Below are 16682 nucleotides of genomic sequence, written 5' to 3'. Positions count from 1 at the left end.
CACCCTCGAGGAACTGACCGCGGCAGAGCCATTCGTGGGTACGGTCCTGGGCGACGCGCTACGACGTGCCCGCGCCGAGCGCCGCAACCCCTGGACCGTCCGAGCGGGCTTCGACAACCGCCTCCACTGATGACCGGAGCCGAGTCCGGTGACTGGCCGTTTCACGGCCTTGACATTCCCGCTTTAGTGGCCGGGGGGTGGCAACCCGTTCCCTTTTCGGAACTGGTACTCAAAGTTCATGGTCGCTGCAATCTGGCCTGCGATTACTGCTACGTCTACGAGAGTGCAGACAAGACGTGGCGGACGCGGCCGGCAGCGATGCCACCCGGGGTGATCGCAGCCACGGCTCGCAGGTTGGCCGAGCATGCCCGGGACCATGACCTCAAGAAGGCGGCGGTCGTCCTCCACGGAGGCGAGCCATTGCTAGCGGGGAAGGCGACCCTCGCCACGGTCATCGCGCGTTTTCGCTCGGTGATGCCGCCTTCCTGCGAGGTTGAGGTGAGCACCCAGACGAACGGGGTGCTCCTCACCGACACGATGCTGGCGATGCTCGATGAGCACGGTGTGGGCGTGTCGGTCAGCCTCGACGGTGATCGTGCCGGGCACGACCGGCACCGGCTCCGTGCCAACGGACGCGGGAGCCACGCCGAGGTCATGCGCGGGCTGAACCGGCTCGCGGGCTCCTACCGCAGCCTCTATCGGGGACTGCTCTGCACGGTCGACCTCGACAACGATCCGATCCGGACGTATGAGGCCCTTCTGGAGACGCAGCCACCGCGGACCGACTTCCTGCTTCCGCACGGGACCTGGACCGTCCCGCCACCCCGCCGTCCCGTGGATGGCGGAGGCGCCCCCTATGCCGACTGGCTCATCACAGTGTTCGACCGCTGGTACCACGCACCTCGCAAGGAGACCGGCGTCCGTCTGTTCGAGGAGATCATCAATCTGCTGCTCGGCGGGCAGAGCCGGAGCGAGAACATCGGGCTCTCCCCCGTCGCCATGCTCGTGGTCGACACCGACGGGACGCTTCAGCAGGTCGATACGCTGAAGAGTTCCTACGCCGGCGCGCCCGAGACCGGTCTCAATGTCTTCGACCACCGGCTCGACGACGCCATGTGGCATCCGGGCGTGGTCGCGCGTCAGATCGGCCTCGCGGCGCTGTCGTCCAAGTGCGGGGCGTGCGCGGTGCGCGACATCTGCGGCGGCGGCGCCTATGCGCACCGCTACCGCGAAGGCGACGGTTACTTGAACCCGTCGGTGTACTGCCCGGACCTGATGAAGCTGATCAGCCATATCGGGCGGACCGTCCAGCACGACCTCGCCCTCGCCGAGCCCTCCGGAAGCCGCTGACCCGGCCGTACCGCCGACTCACAGGGCCGTGGGCTCGATGTCGCATTCCAGCATCTCGCCGCGTTCGGCACCCCGTACCTCCGGGTGGTTCCGACCGAGGACATGCCTCAGCGAGGCCAGTACCGCGTTGACGCCGCGCTCGCCGTCGCCCATCGCGGCGCGAGCACGCTCCAGGTTGAGCGTGACGGCGACCGAGTAGGGATGCCGCTCGCCGAGCGAGCCGGTCAGCTTTCCCCGCACTTCGGACAGCACCCGGACCGCGGCCTCCAGTTCACCGAGAAGGTAGTAGTCATTGGCCAGCCCCACCTTGGCGCACAATGCGTAGTAGTGATTGGGGCCGAGGACTCCGGCTTCGAGCTTCGACAGCGCTGCCTGGTCGGTTTCCTGTGCCGCGTACGCTTCCGAGAGCCGCCGCAGGACGACCGCCCTGTCGATGGCGCAGACGAGAACGAAGGGATGGTCCTCACCCATCTCCCTGCGGTAAACAGCCAAAGCCTCGTCGATGAGCGACAACGCCTCGACGCTCCGCCCGATCGCATTGGTGGTGAGGGCCAGGCAGACCTTGCTCGCCAGCGTGTTCGGATGCCGCTCACCGAACCGGCGGACGTGGGCGGCAAAAGTCTCGCCCGCCAAGCGGTGCGCCTCCTGGAACCGTCCGAGTTTCCGCAGCGTGCCCGCGTGGCTCATCTTCGCCTGCATGACCATCGCGTGCCCGGGGCCGAGGACCGACCGCAGATTGTCCAGGCTTTCGGCCTGCCGCCCGTAGGCACTGTCGTACCGCCCTAGAGCGTGCAGGTCACGCGCAAGATTATGGGTGATGCGGAAGTGCTGCCGGTAAGACCGACCGGGACCTGCCTGCCTGCGCGAAACCTCCCGGTCGATGTCGTAGGCCTCTTGGAACTCGCCCAGGATCCGCAGATCGAGGGCGAGATTCGTGGCGGCGAGCTGCGTTTTGCTGTCCGCGTCCGTATAGAGCTGGTGCATGCGCCGCCAGGCGTCGAGGTCGACCTCGTAGGCTCTGCGGAAATCGCCGAGGAATCGCAGGTCGGCACCGAATCCGGTGGCGGCGAAAAGGGTCTGTATATAATTGGCACCGAACTTCCTGCGTGTCCGCGTGAGGTTGTCCTCACTCAGCGCGGCGGCCGCCCTGTTGTTCCCCAGACTGCGCAAAGCGTTCGCCAGGACACGGGATATGTCCAAGACCGCGTCGTCATCGGGACCGTACCGCTGCATCCACCGGTCTATGGCGATTTCCGCGAGCCGTCGGCTGCCCTCGTACTCTCCCGACTGATAGAGGAACTTCGCCTGGTCGATACCCACGAGCCGGATGTCGAGGCCGTCCGCTTCGAATACGCCCGACGGTACGACGTGGGGTGTGATCTCGGCTCGGCGTTCCCAGCTCGATTCCACCTCCGGTTCCTCGTCCGGGGTCGCCGCGACCAGGATCTTATGGACGAGTGCCTGGACCCGGCGCCGCCCGTCCTCGCCGAGCCGGTCGTTGAGGATGGCCCGGACGAGCCGGTGGACCTGGAGCGTGGCCGACTCTTCGTCGAAGCGGGCGAGGGAGAACCGGGCAATGGTGCCCATGGCTCCACGTAGCCGCGTCTCGTCGGCCAGCAGCCCCGTCAGTTCACTGGACAGTGCGGCCATGTGCCCCGCGGCCAGCAATCCGCAGGACACCGGCTCGGGATCGAAGACAGCCCACAATTCCAGCAGCGCCCAGGCAACCGGATCCTCATCCTGAAGGAGGTCGAGGTTCAAGCTCACGCCCGCCGCAAGCGCCCCCGGAAGGTCTTCGCCGGACGGGTCCGCTGCGGCGGCCTCGGTCAGCCGCCGGTCGAACAGGCGTACGTAGTCCTCGACCGTGCCGCCGGTCACGGCCTGCCACGCCGCGGCCTGGTGGACCGCCAGCGGAAGATCACCCACACGCTCGGACAGCAGATCAGCCTCGATGTCCGACAGCCGCGGCACCAGTCGCTGGAGCAGGGCGACACTCTCCGCTCTTTCGAAGACGTCGACATCCACCACGGACGCGTGCCGTTCCCAGTCGCGCTTGCGTGACGTCACCAGGACGTGACGACCGGGGCCGAGGCCGGCGCCGGCCCCGTCGACCGACAACGGGGTCAGCGGGACGACCTGATCAGGGTCCTGTGCGTTGTCGTAGATGAGCAGCCAGCGGCCGTAGGGCCTGCCGGTCCGCAGCGCGCGCAGGACACCGTCGACGTTCTCCTTGATGTCGTCGCTCATCGGCATGCCGAGCTGGCGTGCCAGCTGTGCCAGCGCCGCACGCGCCGAGGTCGTCTGCTCGGCCGGGATCCACCACACCAGGTCGTAGTCGTCGGCATGGCGGTGGGCGTATTCCACCGCGAGGTTGGACTTGCCTTCCCCTCCCATCCCGGACTCCGAGGGCGGCAGGAGCGCCGCCGTGCCTTCCCGCAGCGCCGCCCGGACCGCCGTGAGCAACCGGTCGCGTCCGATGAAATCCGTATTGCGGCCGGGCAACGCGCTGCGTGGCGCCGGCGCGGGTTCAGTGGCTGCGGATGGCCGCTGCATCGTCGTGGAGGTCGCGGTCACGGCGCCCATGTCGACCACGTCCGCGTCCGAGGGCGTGTCGGAGGCGGCTTCGCTCGTCAGCCGCTTCGCCATCTCGCGGTACGGCCCGCCGAGGCCCATCAGTGCCTGGGCCGCGACCTGTGCGAACGGCAGGTCGGGCGGAAGCTGCGCCTCTCCCCGGCTCACCGCGGCGAGCAGCGCCGGAAAGTCCAGGGACGAGCCGATGCGGTCGCGGACGACATTCCACACCGCGCGCAGCACCTGGTACACCTCGCGCCTGCGCAACCCCTGCAGCAGGATCTCCCGGACCCCGTCGTGGAACTCGTAGACGATCTCCTCTTCGCCGCCGTCGGACGGGCGGCCGACCATCCGCAGCATGCCGCTGAGGAAGACCTCGGCCAGGTCGGCGGACGTGGAGGTCGGCAGCATCGCCCGCTGCACCAGGCGCATCACCGGCAGCCGCAGCGGGGCCGCGGCGAGAAACGTGGCGAGCTTGAACGCCGCCGGTGACGAGGATGCCCGGAACTGCTTGACCCGCATCTCCGGTGACAGTGTGTCGGCGCCGGTCTCGGCGGCCGGCGGATACGCCACCGGCCGTCCCGTGAACAGCGCGGCGCCCATGATGTCCCGGCCACCGCGGGCGACCATGTCCGCCCAGGACCGCAGCCAGCGTTCGCTGAGCTCGACCACCGGAACCGGGATGCCCTCGGGGCGGTCGTCGGGCAGCCGCGGCGACGGCCGAGTCACGGTCAGCTGCTCGTTGACCACCCCCGGTCCGGACGCGCTGAAGCGCACCGGCTCGATCGCCGCCGCGGTCCGCCACCACAGGCGCTGGGGCAGCGGCTGGGCGATCGCGACGGTCCCGGCGCGGCCCCACCGGTCGAGCAGCGCGGCGGCCCGCCCGTCCTGCCACGCCGCGCCGATGCAGTCGCTGACGACGAGGATGAGGCGCCGGTGCGTCGGGTCGACCAGCTCGTCGGGGTCGCGGTCGGCACCGACTCCGAAGGCCGAACCGGTGCGCAGGGACAGCCGGTGCGCACCCGAGTCCAGGTACCACGTCGTCATGTCGCGGAACGCGCCGAGCCGCTGCAGCAGGAGCCGCAGCTCCTCGACCATCTGCCGCCACACGACCATCGACGGGCCGACGTCCGCGATCAGGGCCAGATCGTGCCGGCGTTCCTGCGTCGGCACCATGACCGGTTCGCATACTCCGGTCTCGGCGATGCGCTGCGCGGTCGCCGCCTCGTCGAGGTGCTCGCGGGTCAGCGAGGGGACGGTCGCACGCAGCGGGCGCAGCGCCCGGGACAGGGGAAGCGTCTGGGAAATGGTCGGGATCACGGGCATGCGCACCGGGAACGCCGTTGCGGGCACGTCCTGCTCGGCCAGGTAGAGCCCCGCCTCCACCGTCCGCGGCGGCGCGGGCTCCTGCTCGGGCACCGCGGGCGGCGCGGACGGGCGGGAGGGCGGCGTGGCCGGCGCCGGTGGGCTGCCTTCGCCCGGTTCTCCGGAGCCGGGCATCACGAGGTGAACCGGGCCCTCGTTCGTCCGGAACCAGCCGGCCAGCCACAGGGCGTCCGCCAGTTCCTTCGACGTCGGTGGCGGGTCGAGCCCCCGCAGGGCCTCGACGAACTGCTCGATCATCCCGCGCCGGGCCGCTCGATCGGGCGGAGCACCGTGTCGAGGATCTCCTCCAGTTTCGTTTCGGGCGGCCTGCTCCCGGACGTGGCGAGGTAGACGGCGTTGAGGAGCTGGTCGGTGGCGAGCGCTCCGTCGGCGCGACGGGCCAGGAAGTCCTCGATGAGCCGGTCGCTCGCCGCTCTGGCGTCCGCACCGAGATGGGCCTCGACGATCTCGGCGAGCCGTTCCCGGCCGGGCGGCTCGATCACCAGCCGGACGCACCGGCGCAGGAACGCGGGCGGGAACTCGCGTTCCCCGTTGCTGGTGATGATGACGATGGGGAAGTTTCCGCACCGCACCTCACCGCGGTCGATCGGCACCCGCGGGCCGCCGTCCGCGGTCATCACCTGGATCCGTGACTGGTCCTCGGGCAGCCGCTGCAGTTCGAGGACGGTGAACCTGCCCTCCTCGAACACGTTGAGCAGGTCGTTCGGCAGGTCGATGTTGCTCTTGTCCAGCTCGTCGATGAGCAGGACGCGGGGCAGGTCCCCTGGCAGGAGTGCGGTACCGAGCGGGCCGAGGCGGATGTAGCGGCCGATGTCCGGCGGCTCGGCCGTGTCCGCCCTGCCGCCCGCGCCGCGCAGGCTGGTCTCGTGCAGCCGGCCGATCGCGTCGTAGTCGTAGAGCCCGGTCTGGAGGGTGGTGTTGCTGGTGATCGGCCAGTACAGGACTGATCCGAGCCCGAGCTCATAGGCGACATTGTGGGCAAGGGTGGACTTCCCGGAACCGGGCTTGCCCATCACCAGCAACGGGCGCCGCAGCAGGATGGCCGCGTTGACGCGGTCGATGATCGATTCGTCCGGCCGGTAGGAGGTCGCCTGCTGCAGGTCGCGCTGCCTGCGTCCCCCGGCCCCGTCTTCCGGGCTGAACCGGCGCCATGGCGGGGGCGGCGGGAGCCGCCGCACGCCATCGTGCGTCCGGCTGTCGCCCCGGTAGATGCGCCAGTCACCGGCCGGGCCGCTGATCTCTGGTTCTGTCGTCATGACGCCTTCCGGAAGGACGGTGCTATGCGGGGGGCCGGAGCCGCACGTACGGCTCCGGAATGCGGTCGGAATCGTCGAAAACGAGGGTCAGGTGCAGGCCGAGATGTCCGGCTCTTGCGCCCTCGCCGCCGCCGGAGAGGGCATGCCGGCGCAGTTCCATCGTCCGGCGTGGCAGCTTCAGCAGGTCCTCCGCCATCAGGTCCTTGACCTCCCTGACGAACTGAGCGGGATCGCGTCCGTCCCGGCACCAGGCGACGACGGGAATGCCGGCGAGCAGCCCGACCCAGTGCTCGTCCGTCTCGTCATCCGTGCCGCCCCAGGGCGGGAAGGCCAGCGCGAGGACGGCCGCGGAGGACTCCGACAGGGTGGAGAACAGCTCCTCCTTGTCGTACTCGCCGCGCCGGGACACCATGCAGACGGGCGCGCCGACGGAGTTACCGGACAGCCATTCCCATTTGTGCCGCCAGTCGTGGTGGATCGCGGCCAGGCGCATCCGGTCCAGGCTGCGCACGACCACCGGGTACCGGATGCCGATGCGATGCTCGAACCCGCCAATGTTGATCTTCTCCTGCTCGAACGGATGGTCCAGCAGCGCGCGGGGCAGGATGAACTCGATCGTGAGGTCGGGGCTGGGCCGGCCGACAACGGAACTCTCCGAGGTCAGCAGGCGTTCCAGCAGTTCGGGGATCCGGCTCACCGGCAGCGCCTCGTCGCTGCACTGCAGGGTGCTGCCCGGTTCGCGATCCACCTGGAGCCAAGCGGTCACCAGGTAGCGGTCCTCCTCGAGCGCGTCGGGCGCGCACTCGATGATCAGGTAGTTCTCGGACGGCTCCGGCGCGGCCCGCCCCGGCAGCTCGGGGCGGCGACGCTCGAAGATCACGCTGTCGACCCCCTGCACGACCACCTGGCGGCGCACCCAGTCGCGGAACGCCGGCGCCGTCGGGTAGCCCGCGTCTTCGGCCAGGTCATTGACGAACCGCAGCAGCGGCGGCGTGCCGTCGGCGCCGGCGGGCATCTCCTCGAGCAGAGCGACGACGTCGTGCAGACTGCGGAACTCGCGATCCAGCGTCGGCCACGCCGGTCCGACCGCCCGCCGGTAGAGCACCGGGAACCTGCCCAGATGCGTCAGACCGGGATCGACCCGCTCCAGCCAGGTGATCAGTTCGTGAAGTTCGCGCCGGTCATCCTGGTCAAGCCAGGGTTCGGGAAGCAGCTCGGCGACGAGCTCTTCGAGCCTTCCCACGGACCGGCTGTTCGGATAGAAGGTCTGCAATATCCGTACGAGGGCCTGCGCCGCTCCCGGATGGTTGAGAAGGACGTCGACCAGCGCCCAGACATCGAGCATCTCCTTGTCGTGCTGGACATAGTGCAGACGGTGCCCGAGGTCGCGCTCCAGCGCCGACAGATGGACGGCACGCTCCCGCCGGACGCTCATCGCGTCGATGCGCAGGATCGCCTCGACAAGCCTATGCCGATCGTTGACATTCAGCGAGGTGATCAAACGCTCCGCCTCCGACCGAAGGACGACCGAAAGAATGTCGGCCAAGCTCGACGCGGAAAGCCTACCTCCGCAACTCGCGCCGAGCGGACGTCGACTCGTCAAGTCGGAAGCGACCGGAATAGGACGCCGCCAATGTGTCACCTCACACAGTGGGGACGGCGCCAGGGCGGTATAGACGGTTGCTACGCGTCCCCGCCCGTCGGTCCCGCCGCGCTGCCGGCGAGCACCCTTTCATCCGTCACCTGCATGCTTTCCTTGGCAGGGTTCTGACCCGGAGGCCGCTTGGGATTGCGGACCAGTGCGAGTACCGCGGTCCCGAGCGCCACGAACGCGACGGTCACGAGAACCGCTGTGGGACGGGTCCCGAGGATCGCGATCACGTAACCTCCAGCAAAGGCGCCGAGCGTCACCGCACCGGTCGTCAGGAACTGGCTGACGCCCTCCACTCGTCCCAGAACGCCACGGGGGATGACTCTGCCCTGGTACATGGCCAGAGCGACGTTGATGTAGGCGCCGAACAAGCTACACACTCCCCATGCGCACATGCCGATCAACGGATTGCCCACAAGGGCGACGATCGCCAGACACGGAATCCAGGACACGACGCAACATCTGACCGTCACCTCAGGCGTGAACCGCCGCACCACCCCGGGCGCGGTGATCGCCCCCAGGAATCCGGCGACGCCGGAGGTCGCCAGCATCGTACCGATGACCGATCCGGAGAATTGCTGCCGCTGCGCCTCGACTACCAGCAGAAGGATGATGATCTGAAAACCGGTGTTGGCGATCGCGCAAGCACCAAGCGAGACAGATAGAAACCTGTCCCGACAGATCCAGCGAAACCCCTCTTTAAAGGCGTTGAACATCTTCCTCTTCGAGATGTTCAACCGCTTTTGCCGCCGAGACCCGAGGGATCTGAGGTCCTTGTTCAAGAAGAGCAGAGAGAATACGGAGATGAGAGAAGTAAACGCATCCAGTACATAAGGACAGAAGCGCCCGAGTGCGAACAGCGCCCCACCTACCGGCCGCCCAAGAACCAAAGCCAGATGGTGCCGGGCCTCGCTCTTGCCCATAGCATTCTCGGCCTCGCCGTCCGGTACGACGAAACGTACCGTCGCGAGCTCGGCTATCCGGAAGAACACGGCACACGAGCCGTCGATCACCGCCGCCAGGATGAGAAGTGGCCAGGGCTCGGCGGCGATGCAGAGACCGACGATCAGGACGATCGAATTGAGCACCCGTATCAGTTGGCTGACCAGCATGATCCGCCAACGGTTGAAGCGATCGACGATCAGTCCGACCGGCAGGTGAAGCAAGAGTCCCGGCAGCGTGCTCGCAGCCGCGACCCAGCCCGCCACGATCGGCGAGCCCGTCAACGCCAGCGCCAAAAGCGGGTTGGCCGCAGCGGCACTCAGCGTGCCCAATTGCGAGAGCAACGACCCGCCCAGCAACAGGCGGAAGTCACGACGCCAGCGACCGTCCGTCTCGCCATTGGACTCGGCTGCCCCGCCACCGTCCCGATGGCTCGATTCCGATGGGGCGGCGGTCACCTTCTGCCTTCTCCTCGTTTCGGACCGTGGTCACCGCCCGGCCCCTTGACCTTGACCGTTCATCGTGGACTTGCCCAGCCAAATGCGACACAAGGTCACACCGGACACAAAATTCTGCCAGGAGTCGCCAAAACACTCATCCGTTACCCTTTCACGGACGAGCACATGGCCCCAGCAAAGCCGGAATCCTAGCAGTAGTGCCAAATTCATCCTCGCCGTTACAGCAACTTCGGACTGTCTGCCGAAACAGGACAAAATCGACTTCGGGGGCCAATGTTCGTTGCACACGGACGACTTGCCTCAGAGGGTGCATCCGGCGGTCAGGGGAAAGAAGAGTCACATCTATGCGATGCCCGACATGGCGCGCTTGGCGCTGAGTGCTTCACGGTTCCTGCTGTCGCGCCCCAGAACTTCCTCGAACACGGCGCGGGCGGCGTGCGTTCTCCCGGACCGCCAAAGTGCCTGGCCGAGGGCGGCCTGGATGGACAGTTCGTGCGGAAGCCGGCTCGCCGCCGCCTGAAGCTGCCGCACCGCCTCGCCGGGATCGCTCGGCAGGAGGAGACGGCCGATTCCGGCCAGCAGCCATCCCACCGCAGCGTTGTCCGGGACGGCCTCGAAGATCGCCGCAGCCTCTCGATACCGCGCGACGGCGGTTTCAGCGTCCTCCCGCTCGTACGCGATGTCGCCGAGGAAGGTCGTCGCGTCGGCGAGGATCCGAAAATCTTCTTCGCCACAGGTGCGAGTGACCGCCTCCGCGTGACGCCGCGCTAGTTCAGGATCGCCCTGCGCCAGCGCGAGGTGAGCCTGCCGCAAGCGCACCGAAGGCCCCGGCCGGTGGAGAGGAACCGCTCCGCCGGCGAGTTGCCGGACCGGTTCGATCAGCCTGGGGTGCGTCAACTCGTAGTACCGACTCCCGTCGCGGAGCCTGGCCCGAATGAGGTGGCGGTCCTGCACCGCGTCGATGACCGCAGCGGGTACGTCTTCGCGCAGGCGCTCCTCAAGCACTCCGGCGCGTCCTTGTGGTCCGCCGAACGTCGTTCGAAACCAGGAGAGTACGGCTGCGGTTGGAAGGCTCTGATCGGCGGCGATCGTGGCGAGGCTATGGGCGCAGAACTCCGACAGCACTCGGTTGACCTCGATGCGCAGGCGCTCCGCGGGGATCTCGGTGTCTTCCAGTAGCTGCTGGTAAAGGCGTGCGCACACGAGTTGCGGCAACGCGGTTTCGACGCGGGAGGTAGTTTGCAAGCCGTCCGCGCGCCGCCGCACAGTTCGAAGTTCCTGCACCAAGGGCCAGGTGACGGTCACGGAGGCCCGTCCGGCGGCGCGGAGCGGTTCTGCGACCGTTTCGTGTGCAGCTTCAGGATTCAAAGACTCAAGCGCGATCGTGGCCGGTAATGCCTGCCCCAGACGACCGGCGAGGTCGAAGGCCTCGGCAAGTCCGTCTGCACGCACGGCCAGGAGCAGGTGCAGGTCAGGTATCTGTTGCAGCGCCGTCGCCAACTCATCTAGGAAGTCCCTGCGGTGCCGTTCATGACGGCTGGACGTGCGCAGGAGCCTCTCCGCCCCGTCAATGGCGCCGAGTGTGGGGATATGACGGCCGACCCTGTCAAGGCGCCGGAGCTTACGCAGGAACGTCCCGATCGTCATCTCTGAGATCTGCACCGGGGACGCGCGCGGATACCACAGGTCCAGGACCGCAAGCCGGAACGGATTGTGCTCGGACAACGCCGCCAGCGGGAACGATGGACGATGGGCGGGCTGAGCCACGGGCAGCACGTGTGCGCCCGCCGTCCGCAGCAACGGGACGACCCCAGCTCGCAACAACGAGGTCTTGCCGACGCCAGCGCCCCCGTGAAGCAACGTGAGCCGGTGCGTCCTCCACAGCTCGGCGACCTCACGTGCCTCCGGCGTCCTACCGTGGAAGTTTCGTGCGTCCTGCTCACCGAACGGGCGTTCGCCTACGAAAGGGGCTGGCCCGTCCGAAGGGGATAGCGCGGTCATCGTTCCGTCCCATGAGCAGGCACCTGCTGGAAGATGGTGCCGACTGGCTCACCCGAGAGTAGCGCCCAGTCGACCGATACGGGTTTGCGATGCCGACGATGAGACTTACACGGCCCGTGAGGAGCCGAAAAGCGCGAGTCGGCCGGCCGCTATCGACCTGAACACACGACAATCGTCTCAGCGTGTCGACGCCCTGTTGTCGACCGCAACACCCGAACCCGCGGAGCCGTGGGCACCATTGTTGTCGAATGAGCGAGCCAGTGACCCGGTTCTGGCCAACTCAATCTGCATCCGCCGAAGCCCCGGCCGCTGGGAGGCTGGGGGGACCGTCGGGACGTCTTCGCTGGTCAACAGGAAAACGGGTTTCAGCATTAACCTCTCCTCGATTTCGGTGCCCTGCGACTTCGCGGCCGACTCCGGTCGAGGCGACACAAGGCGGCCTTCACCATAATCTCAGAAAGTCAACTCCAAAGCCAGATGCAAGCACGCCCACCAATTCGGCCAACAATAAGGCAGAATTCAGTCGGACCGAAACCATCCCAAGGGCTGAGTGGCATCCGACACATACATAAATCGCCGACATCAATATACTGTCTTGGGTGGCGCATTTACTTGACTACGACGTGATGCAGCTTACTACACGGCTTGTCCGGCGTGACGCAAGGGGATCGAGTGATCAATTTGCAGCCCGACCACCCATCGCCCAGGATTCCGCAGGTCTGGGGCAAGGTCCCTCCCCGGAACAAGAACTTCACCGGCCGCACAGATCAGCTCGAACGGCTACGCGAGGGGCTGGGTGGCCGAGTCACCGCGGTCCTACCGCACGCCTTACACGGTCTCGGCGGCGTGGGAAAGACCCAGATGGCGGTGGAGTACGCCCACCGCTACCAATCCGACTACGACCTCGTCTGGTGGATCCCAGCCGACCAGCCTGTCCTGGTGCGATCCTCACTCGCAAGTCTGGCGCCGCCTCTCGGCCTTCCGTCGGCGTCCGTGAGCGGCGTCGAGGAGGCGGCGAACGCCGTGCTGGAGGCACTGCGCCGAGGGGAGCCCTACACCGACTGGCTGCTGATCTTCGATAACGCCGACGAGCCCGAGGAACTGACCGACATCCTGCCGCAGGGGTCCGGGCACGTACTGATAACGTCGCGCAACCACCGCTGGGCGAGCATCGTCGATGCCGTCCCGGTAGACGTCTTCACCCGCGAGGAGAGCGTGGATTTCCTCACCAGGCGGGTACCGAGGGGGATCACGCCGGAAGATGCGAACCGGCTTGCCGAAGAACTCGGGGACCTCCCGCTCGCGCTGGATCAAGCGGGCGCGCTCCGCAGCGAGACCGGCATCACGGTATCGGAGTATCTGCGGCTCCTGGCGCAACGGACCAGCCAGTTGCTCTCTCAGGGAAAGCCGAGCGAGTACCCCGCGTCGATGACGGCCGCCTGGGCACTCTCGGTCGCAAGCCTGGAGGAGAAGCTGCCCGAGGCGCTGGACCTCCTGCGCTACTGCGCGTTCTTCGGTCCGGAACCGATTCCACGAGACGCCTTTACCAAGGTCGTCCCCGGACTAAGCCCTCAGCTCTCGGAGCTCCTCGCCGACCCGATCCGGCTCGGCCGAGCCATCGGAGAGCTCGGACGTTTCGCCCTTGCCCGCTTGGACATCCCCGCCCGGACGATCCAGGTGCACCGCCTTATCCAAGCCCTCGTCCGCGACGAACTGGACGAAGCAGAGCAGGACCGCCTCCGCCATGAGGTACACCTGTTGCTAGCCGGATACGCGCCGCCGGACCCGGGCGACGCGAACAAATGGGAGACGTATTTCAACGCTCTTGGGCACCTCGGGCCGGCTGGCGTTGCGCGATGTCAGGAACCGGCGGTCCGCGAACTCGGGCTTAACATGATCACCTTTCTGTACGCCCGCTCCGACTACGCCTCCGCACGGGTATTCGTTCAGTCGTTCATTGAGGAGTGGGCGTCGGCTTCTGGCGGGGACCACGAGGACGTCTTGACAGTAAAGGTGGAGCTGGGCAATATCCTACGCGAGCTGGGCCGGTACGACGAGGCAGCAGCTCGCAACATGGAGACGCTCCAGGCGGCCGAGAAGGCCCTTGGCCGCGACCACGACACGACGCTCCGCGCTCTGCGCGGACGAGCAGCGGATCTACGGGCGAGCGGCGACTTCCTGCAAGCACACGAAATGGACGAGGAGACGCTGCGCCGTTTTGAGTCTAAGTTCGGGAAACCCGACTGGAATACATGGCGTGCCGTAAACAGCGTTGCACTGGACCACGGCCTCAAGAGTGACTACCGAAACGCGCGCGCCCTTCTCGAGGAGGCGATTCGCGGGATCCGTGCGGGCGACCCGTCCCCCAACCCCGCTTCATACCTCAACATCTACACCGGGCTGGCGAGAGTGGTGCGGCTTGGCGGGGACTATTCCGAGGCCTGCGACCTCGGCGAGGACGCCTACGCCTATGGCATCGTGCAACTGGGCCCCGAGCACGCCTGGACGTTGCGCACCGGCAAGGATCTTTCCGTCGCCTGGCGCAGGGCGGGCGACTACGACCGCGCTCTCGAACTCGCCGAAGAGATCCATCAGCGCTACGTGAGGACCCTCGGACTCGACCACCCCGACACACTTGCGGCCGCGATCTGCCTGGCGAACATCCGCCGCACGATCGGCGAGTTCCAGGAGGCCGTGGTTCTCGCAGACGACACCGTCCGACGCTATCCACGTATCTATACCGCCGAGCACCCGTATTACCACGCCTGTGCGGGAAACCTGGCCGTCCTGCGGCGGATCACCGGGGACGCGGAGGTCGCCCGGAAGATCAACGAGGACGCGCTGGCGGGCCTGGAACTGAAGTTGGGCCGCGATCACCACTATTCGCTCACCGTCGCCCTCAACCTGGCCACCGACCTTGCGGACCTCGGTGAGACGGAGTCGGCGTACCGGCTGTGCGCCGGCAGCTTGCGGCGACTCGGGACGCTGCTCGGCGAGAACCACCCGACAACCCTGTCTGCCGCCGCGAACACCGTCGCGAACCTGCGGGCTCTCGGCAGGGACGACGAGGCCGCGGCGTTGTTCTCCGACACCGAGGAGCGCTACCGCCGTACCCTCACGCTCGACCATCCCGACGCGCGGGTCTTCCTGGAGGGACGAAGGCTGGACTCGGACTTCGACCCGCCGCCGATCTGACCGGCTCAGCCCACGGCCGCCGGTGCCGCGACCTCCAGAGCGTCCAGTTCACGGCTGACCACGTCCCGTATATGGCTGATCAGCTTGAACAGGTCGTGGCAGAAGACCGACGGGTTGAGGAACCCGGTGCCCGACCGGTACCGGTGCGGGTAGAGCCCACCGCCGCAGACCTCCTGCGCCGCGCAGCCGAGGCATTGCACCGACAGTGCCCGCCGGCCGATCTGCCGCGCGGCGACGGACGGCAGCAACAGCACGGTGTCGAACGGATCGCGGGATACATGCAGCCGTGTACCCGCCGCCCCGTCATAGGCCGACTTCAGTGAGTCGACCTGCTCGATCTCGCCATTGGTCTCCACAACGGCCACGGCGACCGGGGACAGGCCGACGGCCTCGCTGGCCGACAACCGGCCGAACAGCAGCCTGATGATCTCGCTGAACAGCCGGATGCGGACCTGGTCGGCTTCCGCGGCGTACCAGCGGTCGAAGATGGCGATGAGCCAGTCCCCGTAGGGCGTCGACTCGTCCGGCGGACGCCCCGGAGGCGGTGTGTCCCAGTTGCCGTGCGGCAGCAGGAAGTCCATTTCGGGCGGCTCGAAGGCCAGCAGCGACTCATATGTGGTGATCGGGTCATTGCACAGTTCGATCGTGCTCAGCAGGCCGCCGAAGATATGCCGGTAGGGCGGTCCGGTCAGCCGGTCCAGCCCGTCCCGCACCGCCGCGTAGCTGCCGCGTCCGTCAGCCCGCCGCCTGTGCAGGTCGTGGCCCTCCTCGTCACCGTCCAGGCTCACGCCCACGGAGACGCCGTACTCGGCGAACAGGTCGAGGAACAGTTCGTCCAGCAGGACGCCGTTGGTCTGCACGCTGAACCCGATGGCCACGTCCGGCTCGCCGGCGGCCACGATCGTCTCGATCGCGTGCCGTAGGTGGTCGACGCCCGCCAGCAGCGGCTCACCGCCGTGCAGGACGACCTGCACCTCGGGAATCCGGTTCTCCCGCGCGTGTTCGCAGATGCGCCGCGCCGTCCATTCGAGGACCTGCCGCGACATCCGCCTCGGCTGCCGACGCCAGCCCTGGTCGGCCATCTCGTACATGTAGCAGTAGTCGCACGCGAGGTTGCATCGACTGTGCACCTTGAGGATGAAGTCACGGATCGGAGTGGGCCGCCAGCCGCCTTCCAGGAGAGCGCGAACGTCCAGAGCGCCCGGCCATTCCGTCACCTTGCCGGGCTCGTCTCTATGGACGCCCACCTGCTGACCCCCCACCGAGATCAAGACACGGCGCTGCGCTTCTATTCGTACTGGTATGTCTAGTTTGCAAGATCAATAAACGTGCTCATCCTCGCTCGTGAGGGCCCAGCGCTCATGATCCCGCCACACCCCGTCGATCTTGATGAATCCGGGCGAGAACCCTTCCCTGCGGAAGCCGAGCCGCCGAACGAGCTTGATGGACGCCGCGTTCCCCGGCTGTATATCGGCCTCGACGCGGTGCAATTTCAGCTGCTCGAACGCGTACCGAACCGCCAGCCCGACCCCTTCGGTCAGGTAGCCCCGCCCCGCAAAGGGAAGGAAGGCCGCGTACCCCAGCACACCCCGCTGGTAGGAGCCACGGACGATCCTGTTGATGTTGACGGTCCCGGCGAGGTCCCCGCCTTCCCGCCGGCAGACGACCATCCCCACCGCCGCGACCTGGTCGAACCGCGCGAGGTACTCCCTGAACTCCTCTGCCGACGCCGGCAGGTTGACCCACGGCCGGTGAAGTCCGGAACTCAACCCCGCCAGCTCGACGAACCGCGCCGCGTCCTCCGCCCGCACCTGCCGGACCAGAACCCGCGTGCCCACCCGCAACTCCGCACCCACGCACGCAACCTACGCC

Annotated in this window: 9 protein-coding genes; 2 read left to right on the top strand and 7 right to left on the bottom strand. The window is 67.4% G+C overall.

Features of this window, described 5'->3' with window-relative positions:
• Nucleotides 1–129: 129 nt before the first annotated feature.
• Nucleotides 130–1350: an FxsB family cyclophane-forming radical SAM/SPASM peptide maturase gene (locus E1285_RS35115; RefSeq protein ID WP_132158895.1), complete on the top strand. Its 1221-nt coding sequence runs from the start codon at nucleotides 130–132 to the stop codon at nucleotides 1348–1350.
• Nucleotides 1351–1368: 18 nt separating this feature from the next.
• Here the strand turns inward: E1285_RS35115 and fxsT (E1285_RS35110) are convergent, their stop codons facing one another.
• The 5 genes from fxsT (E1285_RS35110) to E1285_RS35090 all read right to left on the bottom strand — a co-directional run bounded on the left by fxsT (E1285_RS35110) (nucleotide 1369) and on the right by E1285_RS35090 (nucleotide 11615).
• Nucleotides 1369–5544 carry an FxSxx-COOH system tetratricopeptide repeat protein gene (gene fxsT / locus E1285_RS35110; RefSeq protein ID WP_132158894.1) on the bottom strand — a complete coding sequence of 1392 codons (4176 nt, stop codon included), beginning with the start codon at nucleotides 5542–5544 and terminating at the stop codon, nucleotides 1369–1371.
• Nucleotides 5541–6563 carry an ATP-binding protein gene (locus tag E1285_RS35105; RefSeq protein WP_132158893.1) on the bottom strand — a complete coding sequence of 341 codons (1023 nt, stop codon included), beginning with the start codon at nucleotides 6561–6563 and terminating at the stop codon, nucleotides 5541–5543. Before E1285_RS35105 ends, fxsT (E1285_RS35110) begins: the two co-directional genes overlap by 4 nt.
• A 22-nt stretch (nucleotides 6564–6585) precedes the next feature.
• Nucleotides 6586–8064 carry a hypothetical protein gene (locus E1285_RS35100; RefSeq protein WP_132158892.1) on the bottom strand — a complete coding sequence of 493 codons (1479 nt, stop codon included), beginning with the start codon at nucleotides 8062–8064 and terminating at the stop codon, nucleotides 6586–6588.
• Nucleotides 8065–8246: 182 nt separating this feature from the next.
• Entirely contained in the window at nucleotides 8247–9614 is a 1368-nt protein-coding gene (locus E1285_RS35095; RefSeq protein ID WP_132158891.1) for an MFS transporter, read from the bottom strand.
• Between the two features lie 342 nt (nucleotides 9615–9956).
• Nucleotides 9957–11615: a tetratricopeptide repeat protein gene (locus E1285_RS35090; protein ID WP_132158890.1), complete on the bottom strand. Its 1659-nt coding sequence runs from the start codon at nucleotides 11613–11615 to the stop codon at nucleotides 9957–9959.
• A 672-nt stretch (nucleotides 11616–12287) separates the two neighbouring features.
• On the opposite strand from E1285_RS35090, the gene fxsT (E1285_RS35085) reads away from it, so the two are divergent.
• Complete coding sequence (gene fxsT, locus E1285_RS35085) at nucleotides 12288–14810, top strand: FxSxx-COOH system tetratricopeptide repeat protein (protein ID WP_132158889.1); 2523 nt, start codon at nucleotides 12288–12290, stop codon at nucleotides 14808–14810.
• Between the two features lie 5 nt (nucleotides 14811–14815).
• Here fxsT (E1285_RS35085) and E1285_RS35080 read toward each other — a convergent pair whose 3' ends face one another.
• A complete protein-coding gene (locus E1285_RS35080) occupies nucleotides 14816–16057 on the bottom strand; it encodes an FxsB family cyclophane-forming radical SAM/SPASM peptide maturase (RefSeq protein ID WP_243723265.1) in 1242 nt (413 codons plus the stop codon).
• Between the two features lie 72 nt (nucleotides 16058–16129).
• Complete coding sequence (locus E1285_RS35075) at nucleotides 16130–16648, bottom strand: GNAT family protein (RefSeq protein WP_207947042.1); 519 nt, start codon at nucleotides 16646–16648, stop codon at nucleotides 16130–16132.
• Nucleotides 16649–16682 lie beyond the last annotated feature (34 nt).

It is taken from the genome of Actinomadura sp. 7K507, from assembly GCF_004348425.1.
GTDB lineage: Bacteria > Actinomycetota > Actinomycetes > Streptosporangiales > Streptosporangiaceae > Spirillospora.
The sequence above is the reverse complement of the archived record's forward strand: the minus strand, read 5'-3'. Positions and strand labels throughout refer to the sequence as shown.

Excerpts from the sequence above, each read along its gene's own strand:
- E1285_RS35115 (WP_132158895.1), top strand. The coding sequence starts at position 130 with ATGACCGGAGCCGAGTCCGGTGACTGGCCGTTTCACGGCCTTGACATT.
- fxsT (WP_132158894.1), bottom strand. The coding sequence starts at position 5,544 with ATGATCGAGCAGTTCGTCGAGGCCCTGCGGGGGCTCGACCCGCCACCG.
- E1285_RS35105 (WP_132158893.1), bottom strand. The coding sequence starts at position 6,563 with ATGACGACAGAACCAGAGATCAGCGGCCCGGCCGGTGACTGGCGCATC.
- E1285_RS35090 (WP_132158890.1), bottom strand. The coding sequence starts at position 11,615 with ATGACCGCGCTATCCCCTTCGGACGGGCCAGCCCCTTTCGTAGGCGAA.